Source organism: Pelobacter propionicus DSM 2379 (assembly GCF_000015045.1).
Lineage (GTDB): Bacteria > Desulfobacterota > Desulfuromonadia > Geobacterales > Pseudopelobacteraceae > Pseudopelobacter > Pseudopelobacter propionicus.
The window spans coordinates 3,898,009-3,917,329 of the sequence record NC_008609.1 but is presented as its reverse complement, the minus strand read 5'-3'; the positions used below and the strand labels follow the sequence as shown (position 1 = coordinate 3,917,329).

The window sequence follows — 19,321 nt, the reverse complement described above, 5'->3', positions numbered from 1 at the left end:
GCCTGTCACCATTGGTGGCGGAACCTGACCAGCAGCCAGATGCAGGCCGCGCCGGCCGCCAGCATCACGCAATCCCGCGGCCAGGGGATCGGCAGCTCCAGCAGGGAATAGATCAGCGGATCGAGGATCGCCGTGGTCAGCAGGCCGACTCCCGCCCAGGTGAGCAGTTTCTTCATGGTCAGCGCCTCCCCCTGACCATGCGGGTCAGCAGGCTGTCCAGGGACGAGGCGAACCTGCGCCGGTCGGTGGTGCTGAACGGCCCCGGCCCCCCCTGGATCATCCCGGCCCCGCGCAACTCCTGCATCATGTCCCGAATGGCCAGGCGTTCGCCCACATTCTCCTCGTCATACAGCTCGCCGCGCGGTTCGAGGGCAATGCCCCCCTTCTCCACGATGCGCGCGGCCAGGGGAATATCGGCGGTGATCACCAGATCCTGGGAGCTGGCCTGCTGGACGATATAGTCATCGGCCGCGTCAAAGCCCTCGGCCACCACCACCGAGCTGATCAGGCGCGAGTGATGCTTGGACAGCCCGCTGTTGGCCACCAGGCAGACCGGCAGTTCCAGTCGTTCCGAGGCGCGGAAGACGATCTCCTTGATTACCCGCGGACAGGCATCGGCATCGATCCAGATTTTCATAATAACTCCACCCTGTCTTCCTGCTCCGGACACGACAACGGGAGAGCGGTGTGCTGCACACATCGCCCCCCCGTTTCGGGCTCCCCATCGGTTGTCGTCTTGATGGGTGGTCTAGGGACAGTTCCCCACCCGCTTGGCTTTCACCTTGGTCGTCATGGAGTGTCCGGCGCTGTTCATGCGCATGACCGAACTGTAGGAATCGGTGCCGAAAACCGTCTCGCCGGTCATGGTGGCCGCGTTCGGCGCTGTGCACTTCATGGTCCAGTTCACCTTGTTGCCTGAGCTCTTCATCTGGGTGACCTTGCAGCTGTTGTCGCTGGCAATCACCTTCTTCTGGTCCTTCACGTCTTCCTTTGTGTAGCAGTGCCGGACCACCGTCGGCTTGACCTTCACCGGCATTCCGGGCATGTCCACCTGGGACTGTATCTCCCACAGCCCCTCACGCATGTTCGCGGCGGATGACAGGGTCGGCAGGGCCAAGACGCACAGCAGGGTGATAACGCTCTTTCTCATGTTCAGCTCTCCTTTGAGGTGTAATGCAGTGCCCAGAGCTCGCAAAAAGCCGCCGGGCCATGGGAACGAGTATACGGGCTGAAGGGCATGGCGCAAGCCTCCGTCGCGGTCGGAGACGCTGCCAATCCGGCGGTCGGCGGGGGCTAACCGATCAAAAGCGAGATCCCGTGCAGCAGAAGGCCGATGACGCCCCCCACCAGGGTGCCGTTCATGCGGATGAACTGCAGGTCCGAACCGATGGCCAGCTCGATTTCGCTGACGAAATCGTCCTCTTTCCACTGCTTGACCGTCCCGGAGACATGCCGGGTCACCACGGCGCGCAGCTTGTCCGAGTAGTTGACCACGATGGTTTCCAGGTGTTCGTTGATGGAATCCATCAGGTCGCGGTTGCGCGACAGGGTGGTTCCCAACCCCATGGCAGCCTCGGCTATGCTCGTGCGGATGCGGGAATGGGAGCGGCCCAGGTCGTCCGTCAGCCATGCCTTGAGATCACCGGCCAGGCCGGTCACATAACAGGCCAGCTGCTCGTTGTTGACGGTCTCCCGCTTGATCTCCTCGATCCTGGAGCGCAGATCGGCGTCATGGCGCAGGCGGTGGATGAAGTCGCTCACCGCCTGGTCGAACCGGCAGCGCAGCTCGTGGCTGGGATCCTCGTTGACCTCCTGGAGGAACAGGTCCACCTTCCTGGCCACCTTTTCGCCGGCCCCCTTGGTGAACTGGTCCCGGTTGGGGATGAACTTGCTTAAGAGCGGATAATCGGTGCTGAGCCAGTTGTCGATGCCATGGGCCAGCCGCTCCTGGGCTTCCGCGGTGGAGATCCAGGCGGAGATTCGGGCCAACAGGTCGTCCAGCACCGCCTGGTGGCGGTTGTTCTTCATCAGGGTTTCCAGGACCTGGCCAGCTGAGGAAGCCAGATCGATCTTCCCGATCCGGTCGTGCAGCGCTGCAAGCAGGATCCTGCGCACCCGCTCGTCGTCGATGAAATCGATGGTTTCGGATAGGATCCTAGTGAGCCCCATTGCCAGGCCGTCGGCATTGTCCCGGGACATCAGGTAGGCGGAGAGGCGCTCGGCCGGATTCAGTTCCCGCATCTTGGACAGCAGCGATTCGGTGGCCAGGAATTTGTCGCGGATGAACTCGGCCAGGCTCTCGGCAATGGTCTCCTTCTTGTTGGGGATGATGGCGGTGTGTGGTATGGGCACCCCCAGGGGGTGCCTGAACAGGGCCACCACCGCGAACCAGTCAGCCAGGGCGCCCACCATGGCTGCCTCGGCAAAGGCCGAGACCCATTGCCACACGCCGTTCCCCCCGTGGGAGCGGGCAATGACGAACAGTACCGCGGCCGACACCATCAACCCGCCGGCAATCGCCTTGTTACGGGCCAGTATTCCCTTCCGTCCATCCATCCGGCGAAACTCCTTGCGTCGATAATAATTTGCTGGGCCGCATTCTAGGTTCAGTCAGCCCCTCTCTCAACAGTCCCCTTTCCCTGTCTGCCAAAAGAGCCTATACCCACGCGGGGTGTGTGCCCCGGCGCTTCCCGGCCTCAGGCGCCGGCGACCATGCGGCTGCGGACGTAGTCGCCCACCTGGCCGATGGCCTCGACCCCTTCCGGCAAGTGGGGGGCGAAGTAGTGCCACACGTGCCACATCCCCTCCTGTACGTGCATGGTCACCTCCACCCCGGCCTCCCTGGCCTTCCCGGCCAGGCGCTGGGAGTCGTCCAGCAGGATCTCGTCGGTCCCCACATGAATCAACAGCGGCGGCAACCCCTGCAGGTCGGCATGAATCGGAGAGATCAGGGGGTTTTTCAGGTCGGCGCCCGGCGCGTACATCTCGGCGCAGGCGCGGCACTCTTGCTCGGTCATCCAGGGGTCGATCTCGGCACGGCTGGTGATGGATTCCCCGCTGCAGGACAGGTCGACCCAGGGGGAGAGCAGCACCGCTGCACAGGGGAGCCTGTCGCCATCGGCCTTCAGGCTGACCAGGGTGGAGACCGCCAGACCGCCGCCGGAGGAATCCCCCATCAGGACCAGCTTCTGCGGGTCATGGCCCTGCTCCAGCAGCCAGCGGTAGGCGGCCAGGGCATCTTCCAGGGCGGCGGGGAAGGGGTTCTCCGGCGCCAGGCGGTATTCAACCGACAGGACGCTGCATCCCGTGGCCGCCGATATCTGGGCCACGGTCATGCGGGCCGTATTGCAGGAACACTTGCTGAAGCCGCCGCCATGGAGGTACATGATCACCCTGTCCGTGGCCACATTCTCGGCGCGCACCCATTCGGCCCGAACCGCGCCGGCCTTGACCGGTTCCACCGTGGTGCCGGCAGGCAGGACGGCCCGGGAGGCGCCGAATTCGACGATCGCCCGCGCCTGCTGGATCGAAGCGGGCGGGGGGGCGTTTTTAAGGGTCTTGGTCAACCAGAGCCGCAGCTGTTTACTCTTTTCACTTAACACAGGGAGATCTCCTTTATCGTGATATGGTGCCAAAGGTCAGACGGAGCGGCGCACGCGCCCCTGCTCCCGGCTGACGACGCAGACCGCGTACTTCAGGTAGCGCCCCTCGGGAAAGCAGACCCCATAGGGGAAATCTTCCGGCTGGCCGGACAGGGAAATTACCCGCAGCTCGCAACCGGCCATGAGCGCGCCGCGGCGCAACTCCTTGAGATAGTCGTTCACCTCCAGCTTCTGGTGGTTGGAGGAGGCGATCAGTAGCCCGCCATCGGCCAGAAGCGGCAACGCCGCCGCCACCAGCTCCGCCGTGCCGCCGCGGGTGGTGAAGCGACTCTTGGAGGTGGTGGAGAAGGAGGGGGGATCCATCAGGATCACGTCAAAGCCCTGCCCTTTTTGGGCAAGCTGGCACAGCACCGCCAGGCAGTCGCCGGTGATGAACTCGTGGCGCTTTGGGTTGAGCCGGTTGATGCCGAAGTTGTCCCTGGCCCATTCCAGGTAGCCGGCCGACACGTCCACGCTGGTCACCCGGGCGCCGGCCGACGCGGCGGCCACGGAAAAGGCGCCGGTGTAGGCGAACAGGTTCAGCACCCGCTTCCCCTCCACCCGGTTCATCAGGTCGCGCCGGTTGCGGCGCTGGTCCAGGAACAGGCCGGTATTCAGGCCCTGCTCCAGGCTGACCAGGAAGGAGAGGCCGTTCTCGCGCACCTGCAGCCGCTGGGGCGCCGACTCGCCCGAGAGCAGCCGGCCGTAGCGCTTGTCGTCTCTTGCCGCCTCCAGCTCCCTTGTCTTCTGCGGCCTGCTCTTCTCGTAGATGCCGCGGGGCTGCAGCAGCTCCATCAGCTCTCCGGACAGGGTCTTCAGATGGGGGCGCCAGCCGGCGCAGTAGAGCTGCACCATCAGGAACTGGCCGTAGCAATCCACCGTCAGGCCGGGCAGGCCGTCCCCCTCGGCGTTCACCAGCCGGAAGGCGTCGCTCTCCCCCAGGTCGGCGTGGTCGCGGCGCAGGGTAAGGCTAGCCTCCAGGCGACGCCTGATCCAGGCGGCATCCAGCCGTATCCGCTCATGCGACAGCACCCGTGCCACGATGCGGTCGTCCGGGTCCAGCAGGGCGGTTGCCAGAAAACGTCCCGTGGCATCGGTCAGCGCCACCGTCTGGCCAGCCTGGCCAGACGGCCAGCGCCTGGTGTGGCTGTCGGCTATGATCCAGGGGTGTCCCAGTTCCAGCATGCGCACCGTTTCCGGCCCCACAATCCTCGTATCCATGCCCATTGTCACCCCTCGCCATCCCCTGGCGCAGGTTTCTTGAGCTCGGCCAGGAACGCCTCCAGCCGCTGCTCAGCCTGGCCGAAATCCTCCAGGTCTATCTCCAGATCCGGCTCCCAGGGGCGGTGCTTGTAGTAGAGCTTGTCGTAGTACTGCTCGATCAACCCACGTCCCAGCCCCTCCACATCCCAGCGCTCAAGCATCCCGGACAGTTCGGCGTAGTGGGGACCACCCAGCTTCTTCCTGATGCGGGTGAGCGACGCGGCCATCTCGTCACGGTACTCCTCGCGGGCATACTCCTCAGCCAGGCGTTTGACGCGGGTCTCCAGGCTGGCGCTGCACCAGATGCGGTAGCCGTCGGACATGGCCTCATACAGCCGTCCGGGGAGCATGATCCTGCCGATGCGCTGGCTCTCCCCCTCCAGGACGATGGGGCGGTCGACTGGCGCCTTACGGAAGGCTTCCCAGAGCAGCGTGTCGAAGCGCTTCTGGCTCAGGTCCTGTTCGAGTCCCAGGGAGCCGAAGGCCGAGCCGCGGTGGCAGGCCAACCCCTCCAGGTCGATGGGAGTCCACTTCCCGCGGTCGAGGCGGTTGAGAAAGGTCGTCTTGCCGGTTCCGGTCATGCCGTGCAGGACGATCAGGGGAGCCTGCGGCTCAAAACACTGGAAGTAATCGTTGACATGATTGCGGAAGGACTTGTAGCCGCCGGCAAGCTGGAACACCCGCTGGCCAGTTGCCTCCAGCAGGACTGCCATGGAGCGGCTGCGCAGCCCTCCACGCCAGCAGTAGACCAGTGTCGGCCGCCCCTGGGCAAGGCCAAACACCTGACGCACCATGTCGGCGAAGCGGCCGCAGGTCAGCTCCAGTCCGCGCATGCGGGCCTCCCGCGGCCCGATCCGGTTGTGGATGGTGCCGATCTCCACCCGCTCCTGATCGGTCAGGATCGGAACATTGACGGCCCCCGGCAGGTGGTCCTCAATGAACTCCAGTGGCGTCCTGACATCGACGATACAGTGGCTGTCCAGCAGCTCCGGTGTGAATGATAACGTTTCAGGCATCTGCTTGTACTCTCCGGCCGGCGAGTATAGGCTACTCACGCCCTGCTGACAACAGGGAAGTAACTGAAAAGTCCATGGCTTACTCCTTGATTCGCTTCGGCTTACATGGTATGCGTAAAGCACCGACCCTCGCCGCGGGCAGGACAGGTACGCCCCCCCTGCCAGCGCAGGGACGTGAAAGAAGCGAAGCCGGGCCCGGTCGTACCCGATTCATGAGGAGTTGAGCCATGAACACCAGAAAATTTTCCCGCGTCAGATTCAGGGTAAACGCAACCGTCAGGACAGCCGAGCGCCAGTTCCAGGGCAGTGTGGAAAATCTGAGCATGAACGGCATGTTTCTGGTCACCGGCGAACAGATTGCCACGGGGGAAGCGGTGGAGATCAGCATCCAGCTCACCGGTTCAGAACCGGAGATCGAGGTCAACCTGAGCGGGAGGGCCTGTCGGCTGACTGAGGACGGCATCGGTTTTACCTTTGAGCAGATCGAACTGGACTCCTACACCCACCTGAAAAACATCATCTCCTACAACATGAAGGACTCCGAAAAGGTGATGGAAGAGATCTACCACGCCATGGACGAGAAGCTGGCCCACCAGAAGTAGGGGAGTCGCCGGTTGATGAGCACCAGTCCCATGACAAGGCACGCCACCCTCTTCTCCCTGATCGGTTTCATGCTGGGCATCGGCGCGCCCGTCGGTTGGATCGTCCTGAGGCTGCTGCTGTTCCGCACAGGCGGTAAGCCGCTCGTGGAGCAGGCGCTGGGTGACATCCTGCTGAGTGGCGAGCATCTCGCCCTCTACGCATACATGGGGATCGGCACGGCCCTGGTTCTTGCTCTGCTCGGCTTCCTGATCGGTTCCTACGGCGACGAACGGCGCAGGCGCTCCGCCGAACTGGCCCAGCTCCACCGGGAAGTCGCCTCCCAGAAGGACCTCTTCCAGAACCGCTACCAGGTGCTGGACAACAACATTAAGAACTTCCATCACATCAGCAGCAAAATCCAGACCTCGCTCAACCTGGAGGAGATCCTGCTGCTCTGCGCCGAGGGGCTGCACGAAATCCTGGGGTACGAACGGGTCAACATCCTGATGACCCAGCATGGCCAGCGGATCCGCTTCGTCACCGCCACCGGAAGCGACAGCTTCGACATAACCGGCGTCACCCTGCCGCTGGATCCCTCCATCGGCGTCATCTACAAGTGCCTCAGCGAGAAGAAGGTCTTCCTGATCGACGACATCTCGCGCTATCCCCAGGATTACCAGATCCAGGAACCGCACCGTCGCCAGGCTCCCCTCCGCTCGCGCAGCTTCATCCTCTGCCCCATCGTGGTCAAGGGGGAGGCCATCGGCGCCTTCGGCATCGACAACAAGACCAGCAAACGCGCCCTGAACGACTCGGACGTGGACACCATCATGCTCTTCGCCGACCAGGTGGCATCGGCCATTACCCGCATCAACCTGCTCACCTCCATCGATGCCCTGACCAGCGAACTGGAGAATTCCTTCGCCTTCCTGCTGGGCAGTCGGCCGGAGTATTCGCGCAACGTCGTTGAGCTGAAGGAGGCGGTGGATTCGGTGGCCGAGGGGTCTGGCGCCATAGCCTCCGCATCCGAGGGGGTCATGGCGGCGGTTGACGAGACCGGCATGGCCGTCAACGAGATCTCCGTGGCCATCGAACAGGTGACCCGCAACCTGGACCACTTGGCCGGAATTGTGCGGCAGTCCGCGGCGGCCATGGAGGGGATCACCAGAACCATCAACAACGTGGAACAGAGCGCCGCCATCTCCCATGAGGTCTCCAGCCAGGTCAAGTCCCGGGCCGACGAGAGCTTCAGCGTGGTCACCGAAACGATCAATTCCCTGGCCGAGATCCAGTCCTCGGTCGAGCTCTCCTATACGGCAATCAGCCGTCTGGCGGAGAACAGCGCCCGCATCGAAAACGTCGTCAACGTTATCAACGACATCACCAAGCGCACCAATCTTTTGGCCTTCAATGCCGCCATCATCGCGGCCCAGGCCGGGGAGTACGGCAAGAGCTTCGGCGTCGTGGCCGACGAGATCCGCAACCTGTCGCTGCAGACCGGCCACTCCACCGGCGAGATCACCGGCATCATCAAAGAGATCCTGTCCGAGTCCCGCACCGCCGCCGACAACATCACCGCCAGCAAAGAGCTTGTCCAGCGCGGCGTGGAGCTGGGCTCCTCCACGGGCGAGGCGCTCAGGGCGATCCACGACAGTTCGGCCTGCTCCATGGACATGACCCAGCAGATCAAACAGGCCACCCGGGAACAGGTGGCCAGTGTCCGTATGGTGGCCACCTCCATGGAAGAGATCAGCTCCATGACATCCCAGATACTGGCGGCTTCAGCGGATCAGGCCAAGGCGACCCGCAGCATTGCCCGCTCCATCGAAACCATCACCGAGATGGCCCACGAAATGGTCGATTCAACCTCCCGCCAGGTGCGGGATGGCCACCAGATCCGCCACTCCGTGGAGTCGGTCAGCGACATGGTCAGGGAGATGTTCGACAACATGGAACAGCGCCGCAACCAGAGCGCGGAGGTGGTCAAGGACCTGGAGTCCATGAAGAACCTCACCTGCCAACTCTGAGGCCCGCTGGCGCTCTGCCCGCCCGGCCCCAGTGTATTTTTATCTGGAAACAGCTTTCGTTTTTTGCTATAAATTACACTTTCAAACGACAACGGCTACCCACGGGAGCCGATTGGAAGCTGATGGCCATACAGTAACCACATACCGCGCGGATTCGAAGGCGAACCGGGACGGAAGGGAATATCCCCTCAGGCATGCTGCCACCATGGCAAAGTCTGTCCGTCACGCGCCCCTGGAGCGTGTTTTTTTTTGGGAAAAAACGGGATGAGCGATATGCGAAAAAAAGTGACCATACCGGACATACTCAAGATGAAGCAGGAGCGGCGGCGCATCACCATGATGACCGCCTACGACTACCCCTTTGCGCGGTTGGTGGACAGCGGCGGCGTTGATGCCATCCTGGTGGGGGACTCCCTGGGAGTTGTCTTCTCCGGTCATGACAACACGTTGAGCGTCACCATGGATGAGATGATCTACCACACCAGGGCCGTCGCCCGCGCCAAGCCGCAGGCAGTGCTGGTGACCGACATGCCTTTCATGTCCTACCAGGTGAGCGTCGAAGAGGCCTGTCGCAACTGCGGCAGGATGATCCAGGAGGGGGGCGCCCAGGCGGTCAAGATCGAGGGGGGCATGAACATGTCCCACGTGATCCGGGCGGTGACCTCCATCGACATCCCGGTCATGGGGCACATCGGCCTGACACCCCAGTCCATCCATCGCATGGGGGGCTACAGGGTACAGGGTCGCAAGGAACAGGCGGAGCGGATCATGGAGGATGCCCTGGCGGTTCAGGCTGCCGGAGCGTTTTCCATCGTGCTGGAGGGTATTCCCTCCTCCCTGGCGGCCAGCATCACCGCGGAGCTCTCCATCCCCACCATCGGCATCGGCGCCGGCCCCGACTGCGACGGCCAGGTGCTGGTGATCCACGACATTCTGGGGCTGTGTGAGAAGTATTCACCCAAGTTCGTCAAACGCTACGCTGAACTGGCTCCGGTCATCACCGATGCCGTCAACAGGTATGTGGAGGAGGTTCGCTCAGGCGCCTTCCCCACCGAGGAACACTCCTTCAATTGATGCAACGACTCCGCCCAGGGCATGACCCGGGCGGAGTTTTTAGTATTCGGGGAAAACCATGAACATCATCGCCGGCATCAACGAAATGCAGACAACCGCCCGCTCTCTGAAACAGCAGGGCAAGAGCATCGCCTTTGTCCCCACCATGGGGTTCCTGCACGAGGGGCATGCCTCGCTGCTGCGGGAGGGACGCGCACGGGGCGATATCCTGGTGCTCTCCCTGTTCGTCAATCCGATCCAGTTCGGCCGGAACGAAGACCTGGACCGCTACCCGCGGGACCTGGAGCGGGACCTGGGCGTTGCTGCCGACTGCGGGGTGGACATCGTCTTCACCCCTTCCGCCACGGAGATGTATCCCGAGGAATTCCAGACCTCCATCAGCGTGTCCAGGGTATCGCAGCCGCTGTGCGGAGCCAGCCGGCCCGGGCATTTCGACGGCGTGGCAACGGTGGTGACCAAGCTGTTCAACATCGTCATGCCCGACATTGCGCTGTTTGGGCGCAAGGATTACCAGCAGCTGGCCGTGATCAGGCGCATGGTCGCCGACCTGAGCCAGGGGGTGACTATCGTCGGCATGCCCATCGTCCGGGAAAGCGACGGCCTGGCCATGAGTTCGCGCAACGCTTACCTCGCTCCTCCGGAGCGTCAGAGTGCCCTGGCCCTCTCCCGCTCCATAGCCGCCGTGCGCAACGCGTATGCCGCCGGAGAGCGCTCCGTCGAGGCGCTCTCGCGCATGGCCCGGGACATCATCAGCCAGGAGGCGCTGCTCAAGATCGACTACCTGGAGTTCCGCAACGAGGCAACACTGCAACCCATATCCGAGGCAGCCGGTGACACGCTGTTCGCCCTGGCTGTTAACGTTGGAACAACGCGTCTTATCGATAACACCGTACTAGGAGTCTGTCGGGCTTGACCTCAGGGGCGCCCTCTTTTGTGGCCAAGCCGATTAAAAAAGTTCCGTATGTGTTCGTCTTCCCACCGGCAACCTGGTTAATTCAGCCCTTTCAGCGATGACTGCGGTTATTACAGGCTGATTTTCGCTATTTCTCATTCTATCCGGCCAAGACATGCAGCCGTTTGATGTTGTAGGCCATGCAGACGAGGTTCCATTCGCCTTTTACTGCTTCAAAGCCACGAAGAAGAAAGCTTCTGAATCCCATGACCGCCTTGATGATGCCGAAGACCGGTTCCGAGGTGACTTTTCGCTGGGCGTAGATCGCCTTGCCGGAAGGTGTCTTCAGGCGATGCTTCATTCTGGCCACGGAATCGGCATCTTCGGGTAACGGCGGCGGTTCGGCAAAGCGCTCCATCAGTGGCACGTTGTGACTCTGCCGGTCTACGGCAATGTAGGGAGTTATCCCGTTCTCCTCACAGGCAGTTACATTGGTTTCGCTGAAGTAGCCACTGTCAGCTACCAGATCGGTTGCCTTGCCAAGCTTCTCAGGCAGCGCCGCCAGGTTCTCCAGGGTCGGTGTCAGCTCCTGTTTGTCATTGGGATTCTGGGTAACATGGGCCGAAACGATGAGCTTTGATGCTGTATCCACACCGGCCTGGGCGTTGTAAGTCTGCTCGAATCCGCCACCGGAGGTCGGCATGATCCGCGACTCTTCATCGGTCAGATTGACCTGATCTTTGGCAGTGGGGCCGGATTTGGGCGGTTTCGGCTCTTTCCCCTTGGCCTTCTTGCCCGTTGCCTGCTCCTTCTTGGCCCGTTCGGCGACTTTCTTCTCATAAGCGGCCTGTTCACGAGCATGGCGCTCAGCGGCTCGTTTTTCGATCTCGACCTTGGCTGCGGCAATGGCGGAAAGACGCTTTTCCCGACGTTCCAGTTCTTCGGGGATGTTCATGCCGTCCGGAATATCGGCACGGTCCGCTGCCTCGGCCTTTTTGAGCAGTTCGCCAACCTCAGCCTTGATCTGCTCTTCAAGCTTGCAGGCATGCTCATAGCTCAGCGCCTTGTGCTTGGAGGCGTTCGCCTTGATTTTGCTGCCATCCAAACTAACGTTGCCCAGTTTCAGCACCTCCATCTGATGAGCGATCAGCAGAATCTGGGCAAACAGCTTGTTCAGTTGCGGCAGAAAACGCCGGCGGAAGGTGGCAATGGTATCGTGGTCAGGATGACTGTTTGCCGCTATGAACCGGAATGCCACGGAGTCGTAGGTGCTGCGCTCAAGCTTCCGGCTGGAGAATACGCCTGTCGCATAACCGTAAAACAACAATGCTACCAGCATCTCAGGGTTATAGGGCTGCGAGCCTCGGCCGGCATAGGTAGCTTTCAAAGAGCGCAGGTCGAGCTGTTCGACAATTTCGACCACAAACCGGGCCAAGTGCTTTTCTGGTAGCCAATCCTGCAGCGATGGCGGGAGCAGATAGGGTGTTTCCCGGTCAACTTCAATAAACTTTGATTTCATAGTCAACCCCGATACCTAACCAGTTGATATTACCGGACAAATATACGGGATACACCAAGAAAACGCAAGCTAAAGCTGACGACTTATTCAATAAATACAGCAGGTTAACCAATTGAAAACGCCCTGGAGATGACGGCTGAATGCGTTAAGCCCGACAGACTCCTAGGGGAGAATAGGTAGTCATGGAAAGAATCATGCTGAAGAGCAAGATCCACCGCGCAACGATCACCGGAGCTGACCTGGAGTACGAGGGAAGCATCACCATCGACCGCGACCTGATGGATGCCGCCGACATCGTTTCCTACGAGAAAGTGGCTGTATGGGATGTCACCAACGGCAGTCGCCTGGAAACCTATGCCATCGAGGGTGAGCGGGGCTCGGGAGTCATCTGCCTCAACGGAGCCGCCGCGCGGCTGGTTGCACCCAAGGACGTCGTCATCATCGCCAGTTTCGTGAACATGAGCAATCAGGCCGCCATCAAGCACGAACCGAAGCTGGTCTTCGTTGACGGAAAAAACCGCATGCTGCCGACCCGCGCCGAAGAGGCGGGACAGGCCAGGGTGCGCTGCGTACACTGATCCAGGCACACAACTCGTATGTAAAGCAGCATCGGGGGATACCGGCATTATTCGGCATTTCCCTTTTTTCTTCCACAGCTCCCCCGGTCCGAACCGTGACACAGCGGCTTGGCTCAGAACGCGATGTACCAAAAATGAAAAAGACTGAAAAGGATGTATACTCTTACTCGGGCAGTCTCGGCGCGAGTACCTGCCCGTAGCGCAGAGGGCTTCATTCCCGTTTCAAATCAAAGATGATATCAAGGCGGTGAGAAGGTGACGGAGGCGTACAGATGGTACGTTGAGGAGCCTTCGACGAGCCAACGAAGAGAGCGCTTTGAGTTGGAATTGGAATCACACGTCATTTAGCGGGTCATCTTTTCACCATCAGGGAAACCACGGAACCAGATCGTTCTCTTGCGGGGGAGGGTGGAGTACGTCATGAAAACCAACATCATTGTGTGGATGGCTGTTTTCGTTCCGATCGCGGGAGCTTTTCTACTTCCCCTCATGGGCCAGCTGTCCAAGGGGCTCAGAAACCTGGGCGCCCTTGCCCTGGTTACCTCTTCCCTGATCTGCTCGTCATCCCTGGTTCCCTTGGTGCTGGCCGGCGGGACGGAGAGCATCTCCATTCCCTTTCTCGGGGGGAACAACCTCTTTCTGGCGGACAGCCTGGCGGTCTTCATGGCCATTGTCTCCATGCTGGTGGGTGCCGTCATCGTGCTCTACTCCATGGGCTACATCAGCCATTACGATAACCAGAACGAATACTATTTCATGGTGGTGCTGTTCCTCGGCTCCATGATGGGGATCGTCTACTCGGCCAACCTGATCCTGATCTACCTGTTCTGGGAGATCACCGCCATCGCCTGCTGGCGCCTGATCGGATTCTTCCGCGAGCCGCTCTGCGTGGTCAGGGCCGACAAGGCCTTCCTGATGACCGGCTTCGGCGCCTTTGTCATGCTGATCGGCTTCATCATGATCCACGGCCAGTACGGCTCCTTCGACCTGCAGGTGATCAAGAGCGCCTCGGCAGCCAACCCGGTGGCCAATCTGGCCGTGCTGCTGATCCTCTTCGGCATCCTCTCCAAATCGGCTACCTTCCCCCTGCACACCTGGCTTCCCGACGCGGGCGTGGCCCCCACGCCGGTGACCGCCCTGCTGCACGCCGCGGTGCTGGTCAAGATCGGCGTGTACGTCTATGCCAGGCTGTTTGTTGCCTCGTTCACGGTGGACCCGGCCTGGAACAGCGTCGTGCCGATGATCGCCGGCATCAGCGCCCTGGTCTCGGGCGGGGCTGCCCTGATCGAGACCGACATGAAACGCATCATCGCCTACTCCACGGTCAGCCAGTTGGGGTTCATCCTGCTGGGGCTTTCCATCGGCAATCCCCTGGGATTCGCCGGAGGACTATTGTACATCCTGATGCACAGCATCGCCAAGGGGGGCATCTTCCTCTGTGCCGGTGTGGTGGAGCAGAAGCTGCACGTAAAAGACATCACCAAGCTGGGGGGGCTGATCAAGACCATGCCGGTGACCGCGGTTTCCTTCCTGCTCTGCTCCTTTTCAGTCATGGGCATTCCCCCCTTCGGCGGATTCTTCAGCAAGTACATGGTCATCGCCGGAGCGATCAGGAGCGGCGACTACCTGCTGACGACCATCTTCATCCTGGGGGCCTTCCTGACGGTGATCTATCTGTTCAGGATCTTTGCCATGATCTTCCTGGGTGAGCCCAAGACCACTCCCGTTGCCGAGGGTGCCCCGGTCATGCTGGTGAGCGTCGCCCTGCTGGCGCTGCTCTCCCTGGCAGGAGGGCTGCTGATCAGTTATCCCTCGCTCTATGTCCAGACCGCCGTACAGCAGATCATGGGGGTGACGCCATGACGGAAAGCATGATGATGTGCGCCATACTGCTTCCGGCCCTGTGTGGATCAGTGGCACTGGTTCTCCCCAAGGGGGGGCAGGGCGCACTGGCCCTGCTGGCAACGCTCGCCAACCTCCTGATCTGTCTGTGGATGTTCGGCCATGAGGTGCTGCTCTCCCTCCCCTGGGCCGGTTTCGGCATGCTGTTCGAGCTGCGCCTGTACCATTTCAGCGCCTTCATCCTGGCCGCCGCCGCCGGTTTTGCCCTTCTGGTCTCCCTCTACTCCCTGCACTTCATGGCCAGGCGCAGCCACACCAACCAGTTCTATGCCTACCTGCTGATTTCCCTGGGGATGGTCAACGGCGCGGTGCTGGCCGACAACCTGATCCTGATGCTCTTCTTCTGGGAAGGACTGCTGTGCACCATTTTCGGATTCATCGTCATCGGCAGCGGGGAATCATTCCGTTCGGCCATCAAGGCCTTTGTCCTGATCGGCGTATCCGACATCCTGATGATGGTCGGTATCGGCATGACCGGCTTTTTGGCAGGCACCATGACCATCAGCCGCATCCACCTCAGCCCCGATTCGGCACTGGCCGGAGCCGCTTTCCTGCTGCTGGTGATCGGCGCAACATCCAAGGCCGGCAGCATGCCCTTCCACAGCTGGATTCCGGACGCGGCGGTGGATGCACCGCTCCCCTTCATGGCCCTGATGCCGGCGGCCCTGGAGAAGCTTTTGGGGATCTACTTCCTCTCCCGCATCACCCTGGACCTGTTCGCCCTCTCCCCCGCTTCCTGGCTCAGCCCGCTGCTCATGACCCTGGGGGTGGTCACCATCCTGCTGGCGGTCATGATGGCCCTGATCCAGAAGGACTACAAGCGGCTGCTCTCCTACCACGCCATCAGCCAGGTTGGCTACATGATCCTGGGCATCGGCACTGCGGTCCCGGTGGGGATTGTTGGCGGCATCTTCCACATGATTAACCACGCCATGTACAAGAGCTGCCTGTTCCTGACCAGCGGCTCGGTGGAGGCCCAGACCGGCACCACCGACCTGAAGAAGCTGGGTGGCATGGGCATGCGCATGCCGATCACCTTCATCTGCTTCATCATCGCCGCCGCCGCCATATCCGGCGTGCCCCCCTTCAACGGCTTCTTCTCCAAGGAACTGATCTACGACGGCGCCCTGGAGCGGCACTGGATTTTCTACGCGGGCGCCCTGGCCGGATCGTTCCTGACCGCGGCATCATTCCTCAAGCTGGGACATGCGGTCTTTCTCGGCAAGGCCGAGGATGAGGCTTCCTTCTCCCTGGTCAGGGAGGCGCCGCTCTCCATGCTGATCCCCATGGTCACTATCGCCGGTGGATGCGTCCTCTTCGGGGTGGCCAACCGGCTTCCGCTGGACACCCTGATCGTCCCAATCATCGGCCCCCAGCTGGCGGCCGGGCACCATTTCGGCGGATTCCCCCAGAACCGCTTCCTGGTATTCATGACCATGCTGGTGCTCTTCGCTGCCTGGATCAACCACCTCTACGGCGTCAGGAAGAGTGGCACGGGAGTCGGGGCGTCCGATCACATCCACTACTCGCCCCTGCTGCATCCGGTCTACGAGCGTGCCGAACGGCGCCTGTTCGATCCCTACGACCTGGGCATGAAAGTTGTCCAGGGCTTCTCCCGGCTGGCGTGGTGGATCGATCGCGCCAACGACTGGCTGTTCAATGTCATGGCGGTGCGGACGGCGCAGTTCTGCTCCCGTTCCCTGTCCGCGCTGCATAACGGCAGTTACGCCACCTACATGGCCTGGGTGGCCATTGGCCTGATCCTGATGGGGCTGTACCTGAATGTGTGACACAAGGAGGATAGTGGGATGAGCTCGCTTCTGCTTGTTCTTCCGTTGTTAGGCGTAATCGCATCGAACCTCCCCCTGGGGCGTTCCACGAGGCGGGCCTTGACGCTCTGGCCGCTTCTGCTGGGAGCTGCCCAGGTTGTGGTCTCCCTCTTTCCCCAGGCGGCTGTGTGGGGGATGCCATCCGCGCTGATCCCCCTGGCGCCGGCCGACGGACTCAGTCAGCTGATGCTTCTGATCATCGGCCTGGTGACCTGTGCCTCGTCCATCGTCGCCCGGGAGTTGATCACCGATGAGCGGGAGCGGCACAACTTTGCCAGCCTGCTGCTGATCTCCCTGCTGGGGATGAACGGGGTCGTGCTGGTCAGGGACACCTTCTCGCTCTACGTGTTCATGGAAATCGTCTCGGTTACCTCCTTCGTCCTGATCGCCTTCCGGCACGAACACGACGCCTTCGAGGGGTCGTTCAAATACATCATCCTCTCGGCCATCGCCACCATACTGATGCTGGCCTCCAACGGAATCTTCCTGCTGGTTGGCGGCGGCACGGATTTCCCGCTGGTGGCGGGGGCCATAGCCAGCCACCACGACAACTTCCTGGTGCAGTTCGCCGTGCTTGCCTTTCTTGCCGGACTGTTCATTAAGGGGGGGCTGGTGCCGTTCCACGGTTGGCTCCCCGACGCCTACACGTCGGCTTCGGCGCCGGTTTCCATGCTGCTGGCCGGCATCGTGACCAAGGTCTCCGGCATCTATACCCTGATCCGCCTGGTCAGGGATGTGTTCGGCTTCACTCCCAAGACCGAGCAGATGCTGCTCTTCGTCGGGGCGCTCTCCATCGTCACCGGTGCCCTGGCTGCCATGGGGCAGCGGGACTTCAAGCGCATGCTCGCCTACTCCAGCATCAGCCAGGTCGGCTACATCATACTCAGTCTGGGGGCTGGTTCCGAACTGGGGGTGGCTGGCGCCATCTTCCACCTCTTCAACCACACCCTCTTCAAGACCCAGCTGTTCATGAACGCCAGCGCGGTTGAGGCCAGTACCGGGATCCGCGACCTGGACCGTCTGGGTGGTCTTAGCGCCAGGATGCCGATCACCGGTACGACCTCCGTCATCGCCTTCCTGTCGGCGGCCGGAATCCCTCCCCTGGCCGGCTTCTGGAGCAAGCTGGTGATCGTGGTCGCCCTCTGGAGGGCCGGCCACGGCGGCTACATGGCCGTTGCCATCCTGGCTAGCCTGCTGACCCTGGCCTACTTCCTGATCCTGCAGCGCAAGGTCTTCTTCGGGAAACTGGCCCCGGAGTGGGAGGGCATTAACGAGGCGGGCAGCCTGATTACCGGGCCGAGCATACTCTTCAGCCTGATCATCATCGCGGTGGGGCTGTTGCTGCCGTTCCTGTTCGATACCATCATCCTGCCGCTGGGGGGGCTTTTATGAACATCACCACGCTACTGCTCCCCCTGCTGGTCCTGTTCGGTTTCTACACCGTGCTCTCCAAGAGCCTGCTCAGGATGGCCATTGGGCTGGCCCTGGTGAGCGCCACCCTGACGGCGCTCTTGTTCACCATGAACTCCCCCCTGGCGGCGGTGTTCGAGCTTTCGGTCTGCGCCGGCCTGATAACGGTTGTTTTCGTCAGCGTGATCAGCCTCACCCAACCCGCATCGCCCAGGGAGCAGCAGAAGGGGGAGGTCAACCACTACTCCCGCTTTTTTCCCATGGTCATCCTGGTCCTGCTGATGGCCTGGGCTGCACAATCGGTTTTCAACGATAACCCGGTTCCGGTGTCCCATGCCCTGTCCGGCCAGGATATCCGCCATACGCTCTGGAACCTGCGCAGAACCGATGTATTCGGGCAACTGGCGGCCATGTTCGCAGGCATCTACGGGGTAATTGTTCTTTTCAAGGGGATCAGCCATGATAAATGAGGGGATCAATCTCAGCCGATCCGCATTCGGAGATTACTTCATCGTCTCGGCCATGCTGATCGTAACCGGCTTCTACTGCATGTGGATAACCCATAACCTGATCCGCGTCCTGATCGGCGTGGAGTTGATGACCAAGGGGGTCACCCTGATCCTGGCCGCTGCCGGCTACCTGACCGGAAACACCGGTATCTCCCAGGCATTCATCATCACCCTGATCGTCATGGAGGTAGTGATCCTGGTGGCGGCCGCGGGAGTGGTCATCGGCCACTTCAGGAAAAACGGCGACCTGGACAGCCGCCGGATGAACAACCTCAAGGGTTGAAGGGAGGGCCGACCATGGATACGACGTCATTGCTTCTGTCTCCGCCCATTGCCTTCGTGCTGCTGCTGATCTCGGCGCTGGTGGATTTCTGGCTGCTGGGAATCATCGTCAACAAGGGGACCGAGCGCAAGGGAAAGAGCAAGCCCTATGCCTGCGGCGAGGATGTGCAACACCATCGCCTGCAGCCGGACTACGGCCAGTTTTTCTCCTTCGCCTTCTTCTTCACCATCATGCATGTGGTTGCCATGATCATCGCCACGGTCCCCTCCGGTTCCCTCCCGGATTCGCTGTTTGCCGCACTGTTCACCATCTCCGCGGCAACGGGGCTGGCGGCACTCTTCAGGAAGGATGCCTGACATGAAAGCACTGGACAAACTGGTGACATGGGCGCGGATCAAATCCCCCTGGGTGATCCACTTCAATACCGGCGCCTGCAACGGTTGCGACATCGAAATTGTCGATTCGCTGACCCCCCGCTTCGATCTGGAGCGCTTCGGAATCCAGCTCAAGGGAACTCCCCGGCATGCCGATGTGCTGCTCTGTTCCGGCCCGGTAACTAGGCAGACCAAGGACCGCCTGCTGCGCATCTACGAGCAGATGGCGGACCCTAAATTTGTCATTGCGGTGGGAACCTGCGCCTGCTCCGCCGGCGTCTTCCAGGGGTGCTACAACGTGCTGGGGGGGACAGATACGGTGCTGCCCGTCTCGGCCTACATCCCCGGCTGCGCCGCCCGCCCCGAGGCGATCATCGACGGCGTGGTCAAGTTGCTGTCAACTCTGAAAGCAGACTGATATA

20 protein-coding genes are annotated in these 19,321 nt (G+C 61.4%); 12 read left to right on the top strand and 8 right to left on the bottom strand.

The features are described 5' to 3' along the window. Positions 1-5: 5 nt before the first annotated feature. From PPRO_RS21325 to mnmH, 7 genes are all read right to left on the bottom strand, one after another. Positions 6-176 carry a hypothetical protein gene (locus tag PPRO_RS21325; RefSeq protein WP_011737351.1) on the bottom strand — a complete coding sequence of 57 codons (171 nt, stop codon included), beginning with the start codon at positions 174-176 and terminating at the stop codon, positions 6-8. Between the two features lie 2 nt (positions 177-178). Beyond that, positions 179-637, bottom strand: a complete 459-nt coding sequence (locus tag PPRO_RS17635; protein WP_041532406.1) for a YaiI/YqxD family protein — start codon at positions 635-637, stop codon at positions 179-181. Positions 638-748: 111 nt separating this feature from the next. Next, a complete protein-coding gene (locus tag PPRO_RS17630; protein ID WP_157040057.1) occupies positions 749-1,150 on the bottom strand; it encodes a DUF3617 domain-containing protein in 402 nt (133 codons plus the stop codon). A 143-nt stretch (positions 1,151-1,293) separates the two neighbouring features. Further along, entirely contained in the window at positions 1,294-2,556 is a 1,263-nt protein-coding gene (locus tag PPRO_RS17625) for a DUF445 domain-containing protein (RefSeq protein ID WP_011737348.1), read from the bottom strand. A 140-nt stretch (positions 2,557-2,696) separates the two neighbouring features. Continuing rightward, positions 2,697-3,602, bottom strand: a complete 906-nt coding sequence (locus PPRO_RS17620) for an alpha/beta hydrolase (protein ID WP_011737347.1) — start codon at positions 3,600-3,602, stop codon at positions 2,697-2,699. A gap of 36 nt (positions 3,603-3,638) precedes the next feature. Further along, on the bottom strand, positions 3,639-4,868 hold the full coding sequence (locus PPRO_RS17615) for a class I SAM-dependent rRNA methyltransferase (protein ID WP_011737346.1): 1,230 nt from the start codon (positions 4,866-4,868) through the stop codon (positions 3,639-3,641). Positions 4,869-4,870: 2 nt separating this feature from the next. After that, complete coding sequence (mnmH, locus tag PPRO_RS17610) at positions 4,871-5,920, bottom strand: tRNA 2-selenouridine(34) synthase MnmH (RefSeq protein WP_011737345.1); 1,050 nt, start codon at positions 5,918-5,920, stop codon at positions 4,871-4,873. A 227-nt stretch (positions 5,921-6,147) separates the two neighbouring features. Here mnmH and PPRO_RS17605 point away from each other — a divergent pair, with 227 nt between their 5' ends. From PPRO_RS17605 to panC, 4 genes are all read left to right on the top strand, one after another. Beyond that, positions 6,148-6,522: a PilZ domain-containing protein gene (locus PPRO_RS17605; RefSeq protein ID WP_011737344.1), complete on the top strand. Its 375-nt coding sequence runs from the start codon at positions 6,148-6,150 to the stop codon at positions 6,520-6,522. Positions 6,523-6,537: 15 nt separating this feature from the next. After that, a complete protein-coding gene (locus PPRO_RS17600; protein WP_011737343.1) occupies positions 6,538-8,529 on the top strand; it encodes a methyl-accepting chemotaxis protein in 1,992 nt (663 codons plus the stop codon). A 273-nt stretch (positions 8,530-8,802) separates the two neighbouring features. Continuing rightward, complete coding sequence (gene panB, locus PPRO_RS17595; RefSeq protein ID WP_041532971.1) at positions 8,803-9,603, top strand: 3-methyl-2-oxobutanoate hydroxymethyltransferase; 801 nt, start codon at positions 8,803-8,805, stop codon at positions 9,601-9,603. Positions 9,604-9,661: 58 nt separating this feature from the next. After that, positions 9,662-10,516 (top strand): pantoate--beta-alanine ligase, encoded by an 855-nt coding sequence (panC, locus tag PPRO_RS17590; protein WP_011737341.1) that lies wholly within the window; start codon positions 9,662-9,664, stop codon positions 10,514-10,516. Between the two features lie 139 nt (positions 10,517-10,655). On the opposite strand, the gene PPRO_RS17585 is transcribed toward panC, so the two are convergent. Next, positions 10,656-12,014, bottom strand: coding sequence for an IS1182 family transposase (locus tag PPRO_RS17585; protein WP_011733975.1), 1,359 nt, complete (start codon positions 12,012-12,014; stop codon positions 10,656-10,658). A 182-nt stretch (positions 12,015-12,196) separates the two neighbouring features. Between PPRO_RS17585 and panD the strand changes: the two genes are divergently transcribed. The 8 genes from panD to PPRO_RS17545 all read left to right on the top strand — a co-directional run bounded on the left by panD (position 12,197) and on the right by PPRO_RS17545 (position 19,317). Continuing rightward, positions 12,197-12,592: an aspartate 1-decarboxylase gene (gene panD, locus PPRO_RS17580; RefSeq protein WP_011737340.1), complete on the top strand. Its 396-nt coding sequence runs from the start codon at positions 12,197-12,199 to the stop codon at positions 12,590-12,592. 420 nt (positions 12,593-13,012) lie between these two features. After that, positions 13,013-14,455: an NADH-quinone oxidoreductase subunit 5 family protein gene (locus PPRO_RS17575; protein WP_011737339.1), complete on the top strand. Its 1,443-nt coding sequence runs from the start codon at positions 13,013-13,015 to the stop codon at positions 14,453-14,455. Beyond that, on the top strand, positions 14,452-16,284 hold the full coding sequence (locus PPRO_RS17570) for an NADH-quinone oxidoreductase subunit 5 family protein (RefSeq protein ID WP_011737338.1): 1,833 nt from the start codon (positions 14,452-14,454) through the stop codon (positions 16,282-16,284). The genes PPRO_RS17575 and PPRO_RS17570 overlap by 4 nt, the downstream gene beginning before the upstream one ends. Before the next feature lie 18 nt (positions 16,285-16,302). After that, a complete protein-coding gene (locus PPRO_RS17565) occupies positions 16,303-17,715 on the top strand; it encodes a complex I subunit 5 family protein (RefSeq protein ID WP_011737337.1) in 1,413 nt (470 codons plus the stop codon). Further along, entirely contained in the window at positions 17,712-18,203 is a 492-nt protein-coding gene (locus PPRO_RS17560) for an NADH-quinone oxidoreductase subunit J (RefSeq protein ID WP_011737336.1), read from the top strand. The genes PPRO_RS17565 and PPRO_RS17560 overlap by 4 nt, the downstream gene beginning before the upstream one ends. Next, a complete protein-coding gene (locus PPRO_RS17555; RefSeq protein ID WP_011737335.1) occupies positions 18,193-18,525 on the top strand; it encodes an NADH-quinone oxidoreductase subunit NuoK in 333 nt (110 codons plus the stop codon). The genes PPRO_RS17560 and PPRO_RS17555 overlap by 11 nt, the downstream gene beginning before the upstream one ends. A 14-nt stretch (positions 18,526-18,539) precedes the next feature. After that, entirely contained in the window at positions 18,540-18,881 is a 342-nt protein-coding gene (locus PPRO_RS17550; RefSeq protein ID WP_011737334.1) for a hypothetical protein, read from the top strand. 1 nt (position 18,882) lies between these two features. Then, complete coding sequence (locus PPRO_RS17545; protein ID WP_011737333.1) at positions 18,883-19,317, top strand: NADH-quinone oxidoreductase subunit B family protein; 435 nt, start codon at positions 18,883-18,885, stop codon at positions 19,315-19,317. Positions 19,318-19,321 lie beyond the last annotated feature (4 nt).

What these genes read in the sequence shown, in the direction of transcription:
- PPRO_RS21325 (WP_011737351.1), bottom strand. Translation starts at nt 176, where the DNA reads ATGAAGAAACTGCTCACCTGGGCGGGAGTCGGCCTGCTGACCACGGCG.
- PPRO_RS17635 (WP_041532406.1), bottom strand. Translation starts at nt 637, where the DNA reads ATGAAAATCTGGATCGATGCCGATGCCTGTCCGCGGGTAATCAAGGAG.
- PPRO_RS17630 (WP_157040057.1), bottom strand. Translation starts at nt 1,150, where the DNA reads ATGAGAAAGAGCGTTATCACCCTGCTGTGCGTCTTGGCCCTGCCGACC.
- PPRO_RS17625 (WP_011737348.1), bottom strand. Translation starts at nt 2,556, where the DNA reads ATGGATGGACGGAAGGGAATACTGGCCCGTAACAAGGCGATTGCCGGC.
- PPRO_RS17615 (WP_011737346.1), bottom strand. Translation starts at nt 4,868, where the DNA reads ATGGGCATGGATACGAGGATTGTGGGGCCGGAAACGGTGCGCATGCTG.
- mnmH (WP_011737345.1), bottom strand. Translation starts at nt 5,920, where the DNA reads ATGCCTGAAACGTTATCATTCACACCGGAGCTGCTGGACAGCCACTGT.
- PPRO_RS17605 (WP_011737344.1), top strand. Translation starts at nt 6,148, where the DNA reads ATGAACACCAGAAAATTTTCCCGCGTCAGATTCAGGGTAAACGCAACC.
- PPRO_RS17600 (WP_011737343.1), top strand. Translation starts at nt 6,538, where the DNA reads ATGAGCACCAGTCCCATGACAAGGCACGCCACCCTCTTCTCCCTGATC.
- panB (WP_041532971.1), top strand. Translation starts at nt 8,803, where the DNA reads ATGCGAAAAAAAGTGACCATACCGGACATACTCAAGATGAAGCAGGAG.
- panC (WP_011737341.1), top strand. Translation starts at nt 9,662, where the DNA reads ATGAACATCATCGCCGGCATCAACGAAATGCAGACAACCGCCCGCTCT.
- PPRO_RS17585 (WP_011733975.1), bottom strand. Translation starts at nt 12,014, where the DNA reads ATGAAATCAAAGTTTATTGAAGTTGACCGGGAAACACCCTATCTGCTC.
- panD (WP_011737340.1), top strand. Translation starts at nt 12,197, where the DNA reads ATGGAAAGAATCATGCTGAAGAGCAAGATCCACCGCGCAACGATCACC.
- PPRO_RS17575 (WP_011737339.1), top strand. Translation starts at nt 13,013, where the DNA reads ATGAAAACCAACATCATTGTGTGGATGGCTGTTTTCGTTCCGATCGCG.
- PPRO_RS17570 (WP_011737338.1), top strand. Translation starts at nt 14,452, where the DNA reads ATGACGGAAAGCATGATGATGTGCGCCATACTGCTTCCGGCCCTGTGT.
- PPRO_RS17565 (WP_011737337.1), top strand. Translation starts at nt 16,303, where the DNA reads ATGAGCTCGCTTCTGCTTGTTCTTCCGTTGTTAGGCGTAATCGCATCG.
- PPRO_RS17560 (WP_011737336.1), top strand. Translation starts at nt 17,712, where the DNA reads ATGAACATCACCACGCTACTGCTCCCCCTGCTGGTCCTGTTCGGTTTC.
- PPRO_RS17555 (WP_011737335.1), top strand. Translation starts at nt 18,193, where the DNA reads ATGATAAATGAGGGGATCAATCTCAGCCGATCCGCATTCGGAGATTAC.
- PPRO_RS17550 (WP_011737334.1), top strand. Translation starts at nt 18,540, where the DNA reads ATGGATACGACGTCATTGCTTCTGTCTCCGCCCATTGCCTTCGTGCTG.
- PPRO_RS17545 (WP_011737333.1), top strand. Translation starts at nt 18,883, where the DNA reads ATGAAAGCACTGGACAAACTGGTGACATGGGCGCGGATCAAATCCCCC.